At 70.4% G+C, this 15,705-nt stretch carries 13 protein-coding genes; 5 read left to right on the top strand and 8 right to left on the bottom strand.

The features are described from left to right. Window positions 1–22 precede the first annotated feature (22 nt). Window positions 23–409 carry a DUF488 domain-containing protein gene (locus BBX35_RS19085; RefSeq protein ID WP_067223488.1) on the bottom strand — a complete coding sequence of 129 codons (387 nt, stop codon included), beginning with the start codon at window positions 407–409 and terminating at the stop codon, window positions 23–25. A 406-nt stretch (window positions 410–815) separates the two neighbouring features. On the opposite strand from BBX35_RS19085, the gene sppA reads away from it, so the two are divergent. From sppA to BBX35_RS19070, 3 genes are all read left to right on the top strand, one after another. Continuing rightward, window positions 816–1,823, top strand: coding sequence for a signal peptide peptidase SppA (gene sppA / locus BBX35_RS19080; protein WP_067223486.1), 1,008 nt, complete (start codon window positions 816–818; stop codon window positions 1,821–1,823). After that, window positions 1,820–2,131: an integration host factor subunit beta gene (locus BBX35_RS19075; protein ID WP_067223483.1), complete on the top strand. Its 312-nt coding sequence runs from the start codon at window positions 1,820–1,822 to the stop codon at window positions 2,129–2,131. The genes sppA and BBX35_RS19075 overlap by 4 nt, the downstream gene beginning before the upstream one ends. Window positions 2,132–2,277: 146 nt before the next feature. Beyond that, window positions 2,278–2,625, top strand: coding sequence for a LapA family protein (locus tag BBX35_RS19070; RefSeq protein WP_067223481.1), 348 nt, complete (start codon window positions 2,278–2,280; stop codon window positions 2,623–2,625). 92 nt (window positions 2,626–2,717) lie between these two features. Here the strand turns inward: BBX35_RS19070 and BBX35_RS19065 are convergent, their stop codons facing one another. Beyond that, window positions 2,718–3,356, bottom strand: coding sequence for a trimeric intracellular cation channel family protein (locus tag BBX35_RS19065; protein ID WP_067223479.1), 639 nt, complete (start codon window positions 3,354–3,356; stop codon window positions 2,718–2,720). A 126-nt stretch (window positions 3,357–3,482) separates the two neighbouring features. On the opposite strand from BBX35_RS19065, the gene BBX35_RS19060 reads away from it, so the two are divergent. Both BBX35_RS19060 and fabF read left to right on the top strand, forming a co-directional pair. Continuing rightward, the gene (locus BBX35_RS19060) at window positions 3,483–3,905 is read left to right on the top strand and encodes a MarR family winged helix-turn-helix transcriptional regulator (protein WP_067223477.1); all 423 of its coding nucleotides are present in this window, start codon (window positions 3,483–3,485) and stop codon (window positions 3,903–3,905) included. Between the two features lie 74 nt (window positions 3,906–3,979). Further along, complete coding sequence (fabF, locus tag BBX35_RS19055) at window positions 3,980–5,248, top strand: beta-ketoacyl-ACP synthase II (RefSeq protein ID WP_083206435.1); 1,269 nt, start codon at window positions 3,980–3,982, stop codon at window positions 5,246–5,248. A 90-nt stretch (window positions 5,249–5,338) separates the two neighbouring features. On the opposite strand, the gene grpE is transcribed toward fabF, so the two are convergent. The 6 genes from grpE to tsaE all read right to left on the bottom strand — a co-directional run bounded on the left by grpE (window position 5,339) and on the right by tsaE (window position 15,696). Then, window positions 5,339–5,971: a nucleotide exchange factor GrpE gene (gene grpE, locus BBX35_RS19050; RefSeq protein WP_067223474.1), complete on the bottom strand. Its 633-nt coding sequence runs from the start codon at window positions 5,969–5,971 to the stop codon at window positions 5,339–5,341. Window positions 5,972–6,192: 221 nt separating this feature from the next. Then, window positions 6,193–6,513: a thioredoxin gene (gene trxA / locus BBX35_RS19045; protein WP_067223472.1), complete on the bottom strand. Its 321-nt coding sequence runs from the start codon at window positions 6,511–6,513 to the stop codon at window positions 6,193–6,195. Between the two features lie 119 nt (window positions 6,514–6,632). Then, the gene (addA, locus tag BBX35_RS19040) at window positions 6,633–10,133 is read right to left on the bottom strand and encodes a double-strand break repair helicase AddA (RefSeq protein WP_067223469.1); all 3,501 of its coding nucleotides are present in this window, start codon (window positions 10,131–10,133) and stop codon (window positions 6,633–6,635) included. Then, window positions 10,130–13,291: a double-strand break repair protein AddB gene (addB, locus tag BBX35_RS19035; protein ID WP_067223467.1), complete on the bottom strand. Its 3,162-nt coding sequence runs from the start codon at window positions 13,289–13,291 to the stop codon at window positions 10,130–10,132. Before addB ends, addA begins: the two co-directional genes overlap by 4 nt. 39 nt (window positions 13,292–13,330) lie before the next feature. Continuing rightward, the gene (locus tag BBX35_RS19030; protein WP_279626387.1) at window positions 13,331–14,089 is read right to left on the bottom strand and encodes a nucleotidyltransferase family protein; all 759 of its coding nucleotides are present in this window, start codon (window positions 14,087–14,089) and stop codon (window positions 13,331–13,333) included. 47 nt (window positions 14,090–14,136) lie between these two features. Beyond that, window positions 14,137–15,696, bottom strand: a complete 1,560-nt coding sequence (gene tsaE, locus BBX35_RS19025; RefSeq protein ID WP_067223464.1) for a tRNA (adenosine(37)-N6)-threonylcarbamoyltransferase complex ATPase subunit type 1 TsaE — start codon at window positions 15,694–15,696, stop codon at window positions 14,137–14,139. Between the last annotated feature and the right edge of the window lie 9 nt (window positions 15,697–15,705).

The following is a 15,705-nucleotide window of genomic DNA, read 5'->3' as shown; positions in this document are numbered from 1 at the left end:
GTTTCGGGGGCCTTGCGGCACCTCAGGCGATATCGGCGCCGCGTTCGGCCAATAGCTCGCGCAGCACCGAGCGATGGCAGCGCGCCTCGTCCTCGCAGTAGCAGCCGAGCGAAAACGCACCCGAATGCGACAGCACCGCCAGCGTGTCGAGCAGGTGCGAAGGTCCGGGCGCTGCCATCTCCTTGCGGAACGCCTTCACGAAAGCTGCCCACTCCGCCTCCGACTGCGCGGCCCGCGCGCTCGCCACCAGCTCCGCGCTCGGCGACAGCTCGGGCAGCCAGGTGTCGTACCAGTTGCCCGAGGCATAGTCCTCCTTGCGCACGCCGCGCGGCGGCCGGCGCACGGTGCCAAGCCTTGGCCCCTCGCCCGCACCGCGGTCTGTCCCCAGCCGCACGATCCGAACGCTCATCCCGCCCTCCTCGCAATGCCTGCTGCGATCCGTGCGCGAAGCATGGCACATCCGCTCCCCTCCCCGATAGCCGGCAGGCGGCCCCCTCGCTTGATGCAAGAGAGCGCGCAAGGCGCGGGAACGGACAGCGCCCGGCTGCGTTAACGGTCGGGCGCGGAGACTGAATCGGTGTTCGCGTCCAGCGTGTTAAGGGTGATTTGCGCGATGGTTCGTCAGTCTCCCGCAGACCTGTTATCCTGCACCGCAACACGACATGGCGTGCCCGCAAATGTCCGGGAGACGCGGCGTCGGGCGGAGCTGGAGCGGCGGTCCGGCCGGGCGTTTGCTGCAGTTCGGGCTTTTCAACCGGGGCGCTCCCATGTAGCGATAGGCCTCCCTAAAACGGGAAGAGCGAAAGGTTTGGCCCATGGCCCTTGATGCGGATGCGCTGGTCGACCGACGACGGCTGCGCCGGAAGGTGATGTTCTGGAGGGCGTTCGCCGTCCTGCTCGCGATCGTGGCGATCGGCGGGATGCTCGCCTGGGGCGGCGCATTCGGCTCGCTCGAACGGCGCGGCGATCACATCGCGCGACTGCCTGTCGGCGGGCTCATCGTCGACGACCGCGACAGGGTCAAGCTGATCAAGGCGCTCGCCGAGAACGACCGGGTCAAGGCGGTGATCGTCGACCTGAACTCGCCCGGCGGCACCACCGTGGGCGGCGAGACGCTCTACATGGCCCTGCGCGAGCTGGCCGAGAAGAAGCCCGTGGTCGGCCAGATCGGCACGTTGGCCGCCTCTGCCGGCTACATGACCGCCATCGCCACCGACCATATTGTCGCCCGGCACACCTCGATCACCGGCTCCATCGGCGTCTACATCCAGTACGGCAATTTCGGCGGCCTGCTCGACACGATCGGCGTCAAGTTCGACGTGGTCCGCTCCGGCCCGCTCAAGGCGGAGCCGAACTTCCATTCCGAGACGCCGCCGGCGGTGCGCGACAATCTGCAGGCGTTGATCAACGACAGCTACGAATGGTTCGTCGCCCGGGTGGCCGAGCGCCGCGGACTGGACACGGATGCCGTGCGCTCGGTGGCGCAGGGCGGCGTCTATTCCGGCGAGGCGGCGCGCGATCTCGGGCTGATCGACGATCTCGGCGGCGAGGAAGCCAGCCTGAAATGGCTGGAAACCGAGCGCGGCATTGCTCCCGACCTGCCGGTCCTGACCTGGCGGGTGCAGCGCGAGAGGGAGGGCGGCCTGCCCTTCATCGGCCGCATGGCCCACTGGTTCGGCTCCGGGGTCGCCAGCGGTGCGCTCGAGGCGGTGGCAGGTGCCGGCGCCATCATCCCGGACGGGCTCGCGCTTGACGGTCTTGTGTCCGTTTGGCACGCTCGCAACGCGGCGGAAAGTCTCGACCGAACAGGGGGACGCGAATGATCAAGTCGGAACTGGTGCAACGGATCGCCGAACAGAATCCGCATCTCTACCAGCGGGACGTGGAGAACATCGTCAACGCGATCCTCGACGAGATCACCGATGCCCTGCGCAGCGGCAACCGGGTCGAGCTTCGCGGCTTCGGCGCCTTCTCGGTGAAAAACCGGCCGGCGCGCACCGGGCGCAACCCGCGCACCGGGCAGAAGGTCGACGTGGAAGAGAAGTATGTTCCCTTCTTCAAGACCGGCAAGGAGATGCGCGAGCGGCTCAACGACGGGGACGGTTCGGAGGATCCCGACGACGACGATTGAGATGCCCCGAACGCCGTCCCGAACTCTGCCCCGGATCTTGTCCCGGCCGCTGACCTGACCGGCGCCGGGTGGCCGCGGGCGGATCGGACAGGACTTACGGGGCCCTTGGGGCTGCGCGCGGGCACGGCCCGTACAGGAGACTGGAATTGACGCGCTTTCTGAAGAACCTCGTGCTGGTGCCGATCGCCATCGTGCTGATCGCGCTGGCGGTCGCCAACCGGCATGTCGTGACGCTGTCGCTCGACCCGTTCAACCGTGTCGACCCGGCACTCAGCATCGACGCGCCGCTGTTCTGGATCCTGTTCGCGGCCGTCGCCTTCGGCGTCTTCATCGGCGGCGTCGCCTCCTGGGCCGCCCAGGGCAAGTGGCGCAAGGAAGCTCGCGTCAAGCGGCGCGAGGCCGACCGCTGGCATTCCGAGGCCGACCGGCTGAAGGCGCAGCAGGAGGGCAGCACCGGCGGCGGCAAGGCGATCACCTCCCGCTCGGCCGCCTGACCGACGCCAAGAATTCGACACTCCGGATTTCAGCCCGCCGCGTCGCTCGACGCGCGGGCCGTTTCGTTTCAGATGGTGTTTTCAGGCGGCCCTCAGGGCTTGTCGGATGGGGGCGTATCGGGCGGCGGCGTATAGGCCGGCAGGTTCCAGCCCCGGATGATCGCCCCGCCGCGCAGCACCAGCGCGGCCGCAGCCCCGGCCATCGCCGCTGGCCAGGCCGGAACGCCGCCGAAGGTGAACAGGCCGACATAGACACCCGCGCCGACAAAGGCCGGCGTCAGATAGAGCTCCGGCTTGACCAGTGCCGAGGGCTGGTCGGCAATCGTGTCGCGGATGATGCCGCCGAAGGTGGCGGTGGCGACGCCCATCAGCACCGCAACCGTCGGCGGATGGCCGAGGGCCAGCGTCTTCGCCGCGCCCATCACTGAATAGGCGGCAAGGCCCATCGCATCGGCCCAGCGCAGCGGCTTGCTCATCCGCTCCACCAGCGGCGTTGCGAACCACATCAGCGCGCCGATGGCGATGCAGACCACGAGATAGATCTCGTTCTCGACCCAGAAGACCGGCGCATCGAGCAGCAGGTCGCGCAGCGTGCCGCCGCCGACGCCGGTGAACACGGCGAAGAACACGAAGGCCAGGCAGTCGAGCCGCAGGCGCGAGGCGACGATGGCACCCGTCACCGCGAAGACGGCAACGCCGAGAAAATCGAGGATCTGGAGCATGGTCGCCATGCGGCGATGCTAGGCCGTAACCCGGCGCATCCGCAACGGCCGAAGTGGCGCGCGCGCCCGCTGTCCCCGGTGTTGCGGCAGGCGCCGAGGTCTTGACTTCGCGGGGCGCAGCTTTCCAATACCGGCATGACCCTGCCCAAAGCCCTTGCCGACTGCCTGATCATGAACACCGTGGCGACCTCGCGCGCGCTGCTGAAGCGCTGGGACGCAAGGCTCAAGCCCTATGGCGTCACGGTCCAGCAGTTCTTTCTTCTGGCGGCGATCCGCTACCTGCCCGGGCAGCCGGTCATGGGCCTTGCCGAGCGTATCGCCCTCGACCGCACCAGCCTGACGCGCAATCTCGACCTCCTTGCGAAGAAGGGACTTGTCCGGCGCGTTGCCGGCCTGCCGGGAAACCAGCGCGTCTGCGAGCTGACGGCGGAGGGCAATACCCTCCTCGATCCGATCCTGGAGGAGTGGCCCGGCGCCTATGCCTCGGTGATGAAGGACATCACGGAAGAGGAGGCGGCGATCTATCTCAGCGTCGCCCGGCGGCTGGCGGCGCCGTGAAAGCCGGATAGGCCCCCTTGTGCTCGCCTTCTTATGTGTATATGCACACTAAAGATCTTACCAAGGAGGCTTGCATGTCGGTTCCCATCGTCGTCACGGGTCTGGGGGCGGTATCGCCGCTGGGCGCCGGTATCGAGGCGAACTGGCGACGGCTGATCGCCGGTGAGAGCGGCATCGTCGCCAACACCCGCTTCGACACGGCCGGCTGGAAATGCGGCATCGCCGGGCTGGTTCCCTCCATCGCGGACGATGCGGACGGCTTCGATCCCGAGCGCTGCATGGATGCCCGCGACCGGCGGCGGAACGACCTGTTCATCCAGTATGCCATGGCCGCGGCCACCGAGGCGCTGGATCAGGCCGGCTGGCACCCGGAGGATCCCGCACAGCGGGCGCGCACCGCGACGCAGATCGGCACCGGCGTCGGCGGCGTTCCGGCGATCACCGCGGCCAGCGAGCTGGTGCGCACGGAGGGGCCGCGCCGGCTTTCACCCTTCGTCGTTCCCTCGTTCCTTCCCAATCTCGCGGCGGGCCAGGTGTCGATCCGCTTCGGCTTCAACGGGCCGGCCGGCTCTCCCACCACGGCCTGCGCCGCCTCGGCCCAGGCCATCGGCGATGCCATGCGGCTGATCCGCTCGGGCGAGGCGGATATCGCCCTGTGCGGCGGCGCGGAAGGCTGCGTCGATCCGGTCGCTATCGGCGGCTTCACCGCGGCCAAGGCGCTGTCCTTCGGCTACAACGACGATCCGCAGCGCGCCTCGCGCCCGTTCGATGCGGACCATGACGGCTTCGTCCTGTCGGAAGGCGCGGCGATGCTGGTGATCGAGCGGCTGGACCATGCCGAGCACCGCGGCGCCCGTCCCCTGGCGGTCCTCTCGGGCTACGGCACGACCACGGACGCCCATCACGTGACGGCCGGCTGGCCGGACGGCCGCGAGGCCGCGCGGGCGATGGAGATCGCCATCGCGATGGCCGAGATCGAGGCCGCGGAGATCGGCTATGTCAACGCGCATGCCACCTCGACGCCTGTCGGCGATGCGGCGGAGCTGGCAGCGCTGGAGCGGGTTCTCGGCGCTGCCCGCGGCCGCGTGCCGATCAGTTCCACCAAGTCGGCAACCGGTCACATGCTGGGGGCAGCAGGGGCCATCGAGGCGGTGTTCTCGGTTCTCGCGCTCCGTGACAACACCCTGCCGCCAAGCCTGAACATCGCCCGCCCGATGGCGGAGGCAGACGGCTTCGACCTGATTTCTGACGGTGCCCGGTCGGCGCCGGTCGACCATGTCCTGTCCAACGCCTTCGGCTTCGGCGGGGTGAATGCCGCGCTGGTCTTCAGCCGCTACAGCTGACCCGGGCACAAACACAAAAGGCGCGCCCCGGGGCGCGCCTTTTTCGCAAACCATAAGACCGGGCCTCGTCCGAGCCCCGGAAAGACGTCGTCAGGCGGTGCGGTCGACCGTCGAGCCGGGCTCGCCCGCCGGGGCCTCGCCCTCGGGCTCGCGCTCCTTCGGCCCGCCCTTCGACACGCCGACAAGCGCCGGACGCAGCACGCGGTCGCCGATCACGTAGCCGGCCTGCATCACCTGCACCACGGTGTTGTTCGGCACCTCGGTGTTCGGCACCTCGAACATCGCCTGATGGAAGTTCGGATCGAACTTCTCGCCGGCCGGGTCGATGCGGCGCACGCCATGCTTTTCGAGCTGGTTGAGCATCTCGCGCTCGGTCATCTCGACGCCCTCGATCAGGCCCCGCATGCTGTCGTTGGCCGCATCGCGCACCTCGGCGGAGATCGCCTCCAGCGCCCGGCGCAGGTTGTCGCCGACACCCAGCATGTCGCGCGCGAAGCTGGCCGCCGCGTACTGCTTGCTGTCGCGGATTTCCTTCTCGGTACGCCGGCGCAGGTTCTCCATCTCCGCCATGGTGCGGAGCATGCGATCCTTCAGCTCGGCGTTTTCCGCCAGCAGCGCCTCGGTCGGGTCGAGCGCGGCCTGCGCCTCGCCGCCGTTCTCGGCCTCATGACCGGAAACGGCATCCTCGGGGTTCATATTGGTCTTGTCGTTGCTGTCGTTCATGGTCTTCCCGGCAATGCTCGGCGTCTTCAGAAAAGGTCTGGTCCGACCGGCGGGCCCGTCCGCCTCCCCCGCAGGAGAGGCCCGGGTCTCGCCGGTGCGTCAATGCCGGCCGGACTGTCGTCCACCCGGCATCGCACGCAAGACGCACCGATCCGGCAAGCCTTCGAAGGCAAGCCGGACCGGCGTGATTCGGTTCAGGGTCCGCCCGGGACCGGACGGCGTCAGATCGCGGTCTGGATCCAGGCGGCCAGCTTGTTCTTCGGCGCGGCGCCAATCTGCGTGGAGACCGGCTGGCCGTCCTTGAACAGGATGAGCGTCGGGATGGAACGCACCCCGTACTTCATCGCCATGTTCTGGTTCTCGTCGATGTTGAGCTTGGTGATCTTCACCTGCCCGCTCATCTCTTCGGAGATTTCCTCAAGAGCCGGTGCGATCATCTTGCACGGACCGCACCACTCGGCCCAGAAATCCACCACGACGGTGCCGGACGCCTTCAGGACGTCGGTTTCGAAGCTCTCATCGGTCACGACTGAAGTGGCCATCTCATGCCCTTTCCAAAAGCTCGCGGATGCGACGCATCCTTTCGTTGCCCCGAACGTAGGAAGGCGACCCGCCCGCGTCAAGCAAGCGATCGTCCGCATCTCCCCTCACGCAGTCTCCGTCACGCGGGCGCAAGCGCGGCCACCGCCGCATCCATCGCCTCGCCCGGCAGCTCGACCAGCTTCGGCCCGGCCGTATAGACCAGCGCGGCCCGCACCGCGCGGCCCGGCCAGATGTCGGCGAGCAGCCGGCGATAGACCGCAAGCTGCACCACATAGGCCTCGCCGATCTCCTGCGGCCCCTCCGGCACCCGCCGATCGGTCTTGAAGTCGAGGATCCACACCGCGTCCTCGTCGACGCGCAGCCGGTCGATCTGGCCCGACACCTCGTAGGCCGAGCCGTCGGCAAGGCGCAGCGTGCCGGCCAGCGGCACTTCCGCGCGCGCATCGGCGGAGAAGACCGCGGCAAAGCCGGGATGTTCCAGCACGCCGAGCGCCTCGCTCAGGAGCTGCTCTCCCCGTGCCGCAAAGACCGGGGTCAGGGCATGGGCGAGATAGCGCGTCCCGGCGGCGCGGCGCTCGGCCGGCGGCAGCTCGGGCAGCAGCTGCAGCAGCCGGTGCAGGTGGCGGCCGCGTTCCAGCGCGAAGTCGGGCGCGGCCCGCGCTTCCGCCAGACGGTCGGTCGCCGGCACGGGTTCGGTTCCTTCCTTCGCCTCCATCTCGTCGAAGGCCTCGGACGGGCGCAGCCGGCGCGGCCGCTCCGGCGCGGCCACCGGGGCGAACAGCCAGGGCGGCGCGGGTGCGCCCTCTTCCTGTGCCGTCTCCTCTCCCATCCGGGCAAGGCGCGGTGCCGGCGCCGTGGTGCCGGGGCGCTGCCAGATGCGGCAGGGCCCGCCGTCTCCCGCTTCGCCGTCACGGGCGTCCGGCTCCAGCGCCCGCGCCACCAGCGCGTGCCAGCAGTCCTCCGACTGGCCGCGCGCCGGCATCCAGCCGCAGACGATCAGCCGGTCGCGGGCGCGCGTCATCGCCACATAGAGCAGGCGGCGATATTCGTCGGCCGCCGCCTGGCGCAGGGCATCCAGCCGCTCGCCGTGCCAGGGGCTGCGCTCGGCCTTGACCGGGTTCCAGACAAGGCCGGTAACCTCGCCGAGATTGCCCGGCATCGCCCGCTCGATGAACACCGGATCGTGATGAGCGCTGACGGGCGCTGCCCCCCCGTCGACCAGCACGACAAGCGGCGCTTCCAGCCCCTTCGCCCCGTGCACGGTCATGATCCGCACCACGCCACGCGCGGCGTTCAGCTCGCGCTTCACTTCCGTCGGCGCGGCCGCGAACCAGGCGAGGAAGCCCTCCAGCCCCGGCACGCCGGTCTGCTCGAAGGCCAGCGTCACCGCCAGAAACTCGTCCAGCACGTCATCGACTTCCGAGCCGAGGCGCGCGCGGAAGGCCCGGCGGCCCCCGTCGGCGCCCAGAAGGCGGGAGAAGAACTCGAAGGGCGGCATGAAGTCGGCGCGCGCGCGCCAGGTCTCGATCCGCTCGCGCGCCCGCTCGAACGCCGGATCGCCCTCCGCCTGCCGGCGCAGCGACTGCCACAGCGTGCCGGAGCGAAGGTTCGCCCCGTCCGGCCGGGCGAGGCGGAACAGCGCGTCATCGTCGAGGCCGATCAGCGGGCTCTTCAGCAGGCAGGCAAGCGACAGGTCGTCCTCGGGCAGCAGCAGGAAGCGGCCCAGCGCCAAGAGGTCCTCCACCGCGATATGCTGGTTGAGCACCAGCCGGTCGCTGCCGGCCACCGGCACGCCTTCGCGCTTCAGGGCTCGCGTCAGCGCATCGACGAAGGGCCCGCGCTTGCGCACAAGCACCAGCACGTCGCCGGGCGCGGCCTCGCCGGTCTTCCACCAGCTGCGCACCGAGCGCGCCAGCCGGTCGGCCAGCCGCAGCATCGGGCTGTCGGCACCGATGCGGTCGACCGGCGCGGTCCAGTCGTCCGGCACCTCCTGCTCCACCGGCTCCTCCGGCGGCCAGATCTCCACCATGCCGGGGTCGTTGCGCCGCACCGCTTCATGGATCGGCGCGCCTGCCTCCTGCGACAGGCCCGCATGCATGTCGGGCGCCTCGAACACGGTATCGACTGCCGAGAGCACATCGGGGCGCGAGCGGAAGGAGAGCGTCAGCTCGACCCGCGAGAAGTCCACCTCGGCCTCGCGGGCGCGCCGCTCGAAGTAGCGGCGCATATCGGCGAAATAGGCCGGCACCGCACCCTGAAACGAATAGATCGACTGCTTCTCGTCGCCGACGGCAAAGAGCGTGCGCACGCGCTCGTTCGCCGAGGCACCGGCGAAGAACTCCTCGGCCAGCGCCTGCACCACCCGCCACTGATGCGGGCTGGTGTCCTGCGCCTCGTCGACGAGGATATGGTCGAGCCCCTGGTCGAGCTTGTACTGCACCCACAAGGCCGCGTCCGCGCGCGACAGCAGCGTCGCCGTGCGCACGATCAGGTCCTCGAAGTCCATGAGCCCGCGCCGGGTCTTCTCGCGCTCGTAAATGTCGAGCATCGCATCGGCGAGCCGCAGCGCCGCCTCCGTACCGGCCAGCGCATAGGCGATCCGCCGCCGCTCGAGCAGCCCCAGGAGGCGCTCCTGCTCGGCGTAAAGCCGCTCGACCACTTGCGGAAAATTCTCTTCCACCTTCTTGGTGGCCAGCGCCTTGGTCGGCGCCAGGTCCTTGTTGAGGAAGACCCGGTGCCAGACCTCCCACCACTCGTCCGGCCTGTTGCCCGCGAGCCGGGCCGCCAAGCGCAGCCGCTCGGCCCGCTCGTTGTCGCGCGATCCGCCGCTCGCCAGCGCCTCGGCATATGCCAGCGCCTCCTGCGGCGAGATCGAGACCTCCTCGCGCAGAGCCGCATCGAGGCGCGCCAGCGTTTCGCCTTGCGAAAGGCCGAAGGCACGGGTCAGCTGCGCCAGCGCCGCATCCATCGACCCGGCATCCTGCAGCCAGCGGCGCAGCGTGTCGCGGCGGGCGATCAGGTCGGCCAGCGCCGCCTCCACCGTCTTGTCGGGGAGTTCCGAGACCAGATGCACCAGCGCCCGGCCCAGCGGGCTTTCCGGGTCGCTCTCGGCCAGCGACAGCACCCGCGCGCGCGCGCCGGCAAGCAGGTCCGCCGCCTGCCGGTCGTCCAGCACCTGGAAATGGCCGGCGACATTCGCCTCCAGCGGAAACTGGTGCAGGATCGCCTCGCAAAAGGCGTGGATCGTCTGGATCTTCAGCCCGCCCGGCGTTTCCAGCGCCACGGCGAAGAGATGGCGCGCCCGCGCCAGTCCGCGCGCGTCCGGCCGCCGTCCCTCGATGACCTCCAGCTCCTTCGCCAGCGCCTCGTCGGTCAGCGAGATCCACGAGCCCAGCGTCTCGAAGACGCGGGTCGCCATTTCCGAGGCCGCGGCCTTGGTGAAGGTCAGGCAGAGGATGCGCGAGGGCGCGGTGCCGGCGAGCAGCAGGCGGATCACCCGCCGCGCCAGCACGAAGGTCTTGCCGGAGCCGGCATTGGCGCTCACCCAGGCCGAGCGGCGCGGGTCGGCGGCCAGCGCCTGCTTCTCGCGCGTCGCCAGCGGGATCTCGAAGGTGCTCATTCCTCCTCCCCTCCGCTCAGCGCCCATTCTCGCACCCGCGCCAGATGGTCGTACGGGCCGGACATCTCCGCTTCCTTGCGCACCCTGGCGCGCGACAGATAGCCCTTTTGCGGATTTTCATAGCCGGCAAAGAGCTTCACCGTCCGGCCCAGCGCCTCGTCGGCAAGCTCGTCGACGCTGGTGTTCTTCGGCGTCCTGTCCTGCCACTCCAGCGGCGTCCGCCCGCCCGTCAGACGCATATAGGCGAGCGTTGCGACGGGCGCCGCCCGGTCCACCTCGCCAAAAGCACCGCGACCGATCATCGCCACTTCCAGCGGCAGCTGCGGCGCCAGCAGCGCGGCGACTTCCTTGTCGCTCGGCGCCTGCCCGGTCTTGTAGTCGATCACCGCGAGGCTCCCGTCGGCCATCGCGTCGATGCGGTCGGCGCGGGCCGACAGGGTGACGCGCCCGCCGGGGGCAAGATCGAGCTCCAGCGCCCCGGAAATCTCCAGATGGCGGCCGGCGATCAGATCGGCGCGCGCCGCCTCGTGGCGGATGAAGGCGGCGGCGATCCGCTCGAAGCGCAGCCACCACACCGCCCGGATCGCCGGGAAGGCATCGAGCGGGGCGAACTGCGCCCGGCCGATGGCGATGAGATGCGCCAGCGCCGCCTCATCGAACGGCCCGGTCCAGCTGTCCAGGAACTCGGCCAGGCAATCGTGGATCAGCGTGCCCTTTTCCGCCGCGCCCGGATCGCCGCCGATCGGCTCGACCGGGTCCAGCACCAGCACCTTGCGGGCATAGAGCGCGTAAGGGTCGCGGATCAGCAGCTCCACCTCGGTCACCGAGATCCGGCGCGGGCGGGCGGCTACGGGCGGCGCCGGTTCCGGCCTTGCGACCGGCGCAGCTCCTGCCTCGATCCGGTCGAGATGGGCGGCGAGGTCCAGCATCGTGCGGCCGCGCGCCTGCATTTCGGCGGTGACGTCCTCGCCCAGCAGCGTCGTCAGCCGCAGCAGCCAGCGCGAGGCGACGGCCGGCGCGCCGCCCGAGCGCTCGGCCCGCGACAGGATCACCCGGTCCGCGCCGAGCGCCTGCGAGAAATCGTGGGCGGCCGCGCCGATGCGACGCTCCGGCGGGTCGAGACCGAGCCCGCCCTTCATCGGCCGGTTGAGCCAGGGGTCGTTGCGCGTCGCCTGCGGCCAGTTGCCCTCGTTCAGCGCGCCCAGCACCAGGATGTCGAAATCCTGCAGCCGCGCTTCCATCGGGCCGAAGATCGCGATGCGCGGATCGCCGGGCAGGCAGCGGCGGACATTGAGGCCGGACACCAGCGCGATGAACATGTCCGGCCAGTCGGCGGGCGGCGCCTCCAGGCCGGAATCGCCCGCGGCGATCATCTCGGCAAAGGCGGCGGCCAGCCCCTCGCCGGCCTCGCCGGCATAGAGCTCGTCGGAGCTGCCGTCCTCGTCGCGGGCAAGGTTCAGCAGCACCGCCTCGTGATCGGCGACCAGCTGCACCACGTCCACCGGCGAGCGGGTCTCCGCATGGCGCTCCAGCGGCGCCAGCGCCTCGGCCAGCCTGTCGACGAGGTCGGCGACGTCGTCCCAGTCGTCCTCGTGGAGCTTTTGCCAGCGCGGCAGACGCGGCGGGGTCTCGCTCTCGGTCGCCAGATGCCGTGCAGCGGCAACTGCGTCGCGCAGGCCCTGCGTCCCGGCCCTTGCGCGCGGTCCGCGCAGCACGGCACGCTCCAGTGCGCGGGCGGCGGCGCGTATCTTGTTAGACGGCAAACCAAGCCGCGTCAGCGGGTGTTTCAGCAGCGCCAGCAGCGCCACCGGCTCCAGCCCGTCCAGCGCCAGCCGCGCAGCAAGCCGGGCCAGAACGCCGGGCGCCGTCTGGTCGAGCGGGCGTCCGGCGCTGTCGTCCGACTGCAGCCCCCAGCGCGACAGCTCGACGGCGACCCGGCGGGCCAGCGTCCTGTCCGGCGTCACGAGCGCCGCCGTCTTGCCCTCCTCGATGGCCGAGCGCAGGGCGGTGGCAACAGCCAGCGCCTCCTCCGCCTCGTTGCGCGCGACCATCATCGCGACATCGGCAAAGGCGCGGGCCCGCGCCTCCTGCGGGATCTCGCCAACGATCCTCGGCCACACATCCGTCGTCTCGGCCGGACGCAGAGCTTCCGCGACCAGCCTGTCGCGCAGCCGCAGGGTCTCGCTCGCGCCCATCGCCAGCGGCACCACCTCGTCGCGGGCGATCTTCAGCGCGCCGGCCAGCCGCGCCATGCCGTATTGCGGATGGCTGGGGCTCCCCGAAACGCCCTCGCCGCCAAGGATCGCCTGCCAGCTGCGCTCATCCATCCCCGCATCGAAGCCAGGCAGCACCACCGCGCCGCGCTCCAGCCCGGCAATCACGGCCAGCAATTCGGCAATCGCGGGAATGGAGCCGGTGGCACCGGCCGCGATCACCGGACCGCGCGGCGGGCTGTTGCGCAGCCGCTCCGCCTCGCGCCGCAGCAACATCGAGCGCCGCGCCTTCGGGTCGCTCGCCTCGCGGCTTGCCAGATAGGCCGGCCAGTGCTCCATGGCGATCTTCAGGAAATCCAGCGTGATCTGCCAGTAGCGGGCGTGGTCCTCCGGCACGAGACCGGCAAGGCCCGTCCACGGGATCTCCTCCGTCGCCATCTCGTCCATCAGGGCCAGCAGGTCGCCGGCCAGCCACGCGGCATCGGCGGCGGAGGCAGGCGAGCGCAGCACCGCACCGGCGGGCAGGCCCAGCACCTCGCGGCGCAGCGCGCCCTCCCAGGCCTGCACCAGCCGGGTCATGGCAAAGCGCCGCTCCATCTCCGGCAGCGCCGGCGGCAGCCCGTCGGCCCAGGCCTCGACCTGCAGCAGCTGCAGGTCCTCCTCGACATCGCCGAGCGGACGGATCGAGGGCAGCAGCACGGGCGCCCCGCCCAGCTTCTCGCGGATCAGCGGCGCGATGGAGCGGGCGGCGCGGCGGGTCGGCAGATAGAGCGTGAGATCGGCCAGCGCCAGCGGATCGGCGCGCGGGTCGAGCCCGGGCACCAGCCGCCCGTCGAACAGGGCATCGACCAGCGTCCTCAGAAACGGCGCCGAGGGCGGGATCGTATAGACTCGCGGGCTTGCCTGGCTCGTCTTGGCCTCCCCCGTCCTGGCCTCGCCCGTCATCGGTCTCCGCCTCCCCTTTTGCCGTCGGACCGCACGCGGTCAGGCAGCGCTGTCGCGGATGGCGCGCTCGGCAGCATCGATCGCCTCAGGCGTGCCGACATGCAGCCAGATGCCTTCCATCAGCACCCCGAACAGCGTGCCGCGCTCGATCGCCACGTCGAACAGACGGTTGAGCGAGAAGGCCCCTTCGGGCGCGCCGTCGAACAGCCGCGGATGCAGGATCGCGCCGCCGACATAGGCGAAGGGCGAGACCTCGCGCTCAGCCCTGCGCGCAAGGCGTCCGTCCGCATCCATCACGAAGTCGCCCTTGCCGTCATAGCCGACGGCGGAGACGAGACCGGACAGGAGCAGCAGGCCGTCCATCTTCTGCGGGTCGAAATGTCTTGCCAGATGCTCCAGGTTGGGCCGCACGCCCTCGATCCAGGTGCTGTCGGAGTTGAGCAGGTAGAAGGGCTCCTCGCCCAGCAGCGGCAGCGCCTTGACGACACCGCCGCCGGTTTCCAGCAGCTCGGCGCGCTCGTCGGAAATCAGCACCTTCGGCGGCGCCGGCCAGCGCAGGGCATGCGCCTCGACGAGGTCTGCAAGGTAGTGCACGTTGACGACGACGGTCTCGACGCCGGCGACCACCAGCTTGTCGAAGGCCCGGTCGAGCAGCGTCCGCCCGGCGACGGGGACCAGCGGCTTGGGCGTCGTCGCGGTGATCGGGCGCATGCGCTTGCCCATGCCGGCCGACAGCACGATGGCCGTCTTCGGTCCCTTTGCCCCTGCCCCGTTTTCCGTGTCTGCTCCTGCCTGCAAGTCCGCCTCTTTTCCGTTGGTTTGGCCGGTGTCCGGGCCCGCGCCGTCTATCCGGTCTCGCCGAGGCGGCCGTCGAACCAGCCGGCCAGTTCGGCCAGCTCCGGATGGCGCAGGCAGCGGGCCAGATACTCGCGCACGCGCGGCAGATGCACAAGGTAGCCGGGCTTTTCGTCCCGCACCGCAAGCCGGGTGAAGATGCCGAGGATCTTCGTCGCCCGCTGCGCGCCCATGATCGCGTAGTCGCGGCGGAACGCCGCCTCGTCGAAGCCCGGCGAAGTCTCGTGCCGCCGGGCGACATAATGCTCCAGCACCTGCCGCTCCAGTTCCTGCGGCACATCCACGCGCGCATCCATCGCCAGCGAGGCGACGTCGTAGGCGGCCGGGCCGATCATCGCGTCCTGGGTGTCGACCAGGGCGATGCGGTGATCGCCGCTCTCGCCCTCGCGCCAGATCAGGTTCGGCGAATGGTAGTCGCGCAGCACCCAGTTGCTGTCCTGCGCGGCGCGCTCGAACAGCGGCTGCCAGCACCCGGCGAAGGTTTCCGCCAGTCCGTCCGGCACCTCCCCGCCCATGCGCGGCAGATACCAGTGGAGGAACAGTTCGGCCTCCACCAGCATCGCCCGCGGGTCGAACCGCCACAGCCGGTAGCTGCCGCCGCCGCAGTCTTTCGGGATCGGCAGGTCCGCCTGCGGCGGGGCGCCGTGCAGCCGCGCCAGCACGCCGGCCGCGGCGAGATAGCGCTCCGCTACCGGCTGGCCGCCGTCCAGCACCTTGCCGCGTCCCAGATCCTCCTGCAGCACCAGCCCGCGCGCGATATCGGCGCCGTAGGTGCGCGGTGCGCAGATGCCGCGCGCCCGCAAGGCCTCGGTGACCGCGACGACCGCATCGACGCCGTCGGCCAGATGCACCAGCTGGCGGTAGGTCAGCCCGTCGCGCAGCACCGGCTGATGCTGCGGCGGCGGGGTGGAATCGATCAGGATCGCATCCGCGCCCGAGACCCGCACGGTCTCGAAGCGGCGGGCCGAGGCATCGCCCTGGAAGCGGCGGCGCAGAGCGCCTGCAAGCGCCGTGTCCTCGATCAGCCGGCGGATCGCCAGCGTGCGCTCAAGGCGGGCGCGCCAATCCTCGTCCGGCGGAAACAGGGCGATCTTGCGCGCCTGCGGCGTGTCGCCGGCGGTGATGCGCAGGACGAGGCGGTTTTCCGGCAGCCGCGAGGCGCCGCGCTCCGGCCATTCGATCAGCGCCGCGCCGCTTTCCAGGATCTCGTCGAGGCCGAGCTCGTCGAGCTCCTCCTCGTCCTCCAGCCGGTAGAGGTCGAAATGGGCGACCGGCATCGGCTCGAACGGGTAGGACTGGACGAGGGTGAAGGTCGGGCTCGGCACCTCGAGCTCCGGATCGTCGGCCAGCGCACGCAGCAGGGCCCGGGCAAAGGTCGACTTGCCGGCGCCCAGGTCCCCGACGAGGCACAGGCAGTCGCCGGGCTGGAGCATCACGGCGATGTCCTCGGCCAGGCGGACGGTCGCCGCCTCGTCAGGACAGTCGAGCGAAATTCCGCCGGCAAACGGCTCCGCATCCCGGGACGGCGATGCAGGGCTGGTGTCGCTCATGGGAGGTGC

It is taken from the genome of Stappia indica (assembly GCF_001696535.1).
GTDB lineage: Bacteria > Pseudomonadota > Alphaproteobacteria > Rhizobiales > Stappiaceae > Stappia > Stappia indica.
The sequence above is the reverse complement of the archived record's forward strand: the minus strand, read 5'-3'. Positions and strand labels throughout refer to the sequence as shown.

What these genes read in the sequence shown, in the direction of transcription:
- BBX35_RS19085 (WP_067223488.1), bottom strand. Translation starts at nt 409, where the DNA reads ATGAGCGTTCGGATCGTGCGGCTGGGGACAGACCGCGGTGCGGGCGAG.
- sppA (WP_067223486.1), top strand. Translation starts at nt 816, where the DNA reads ATGGCCCTTGATGCGGATGCGCTGGTCGACCGACGACGGCTGCGCCGG.
- BBX35_RS19075 (WP_067223483.1), top strand. Translation starts at nt 1,820, where the DNA reads ATGATCAAGTCGGAACTGGTGCAACGGATCGCCGAACAGAATCCGCAT.
- BBX35_RS19065 (WP_067223479.1), bottom strand. Translation starts at nt 3,356, where the DNA reads ATGGCGACCATGCTCCAGATCCTCGATTTTCTCGGCGTTGCCGTCTTC.
- BBX35_RS19060 (WP_067223477.1), top strand. Translation starts at nt 3,483, where the DNA reads ATGACCCTGCCCAAAGCCCTTGCCGACTGCCTGATCATGAACACCGTG.
- fabF (WP_083206435.1), top strand. Translation starts at nt 3,980, where the DNA reads ATGTCGGTTCCCATCGTCGTCACGGGTCTGGGGGCGGTATCGCCGCTG.
- grpE (WP_067223474.1), bottom strand. Translation starts at nt 5,971, where the DNA reads ATGAACGACAGCAACGACAAGACCAATATGAACCCCGAGGATGCCGTT.
- trxA (WP_067223472.1), bottom strand. Translation starts at nt 6,513, where the DNA reads ATGGCCACTTCAGTCGTGACCGATGAGAGCTTCGAAACCGACGTCCTG.
- addA (WP_067223469.1), bottom strand. Translation starts at nt 10,133, where the DNA reads ATGAGCACCTTCGAGATCCCGCTGGCGACGCGCGAGAAGCAGGCGCTG.
- addB (WP_067223467.1), bottom strand. Translation starts at nt 13,291, where the DNA reads ATGACGGGCGAGGCCAGGACGGGGGAGGCCAAGACGAGCCAGGCAAGC.
- tsaE (WP_067223464.1), bottom strand. Translation starts at nt 15,696, where the DNA reads ATGAGCGACACCAGCCCTGCATCGCCGTCCCGGGATGCGGAGCCGTTT.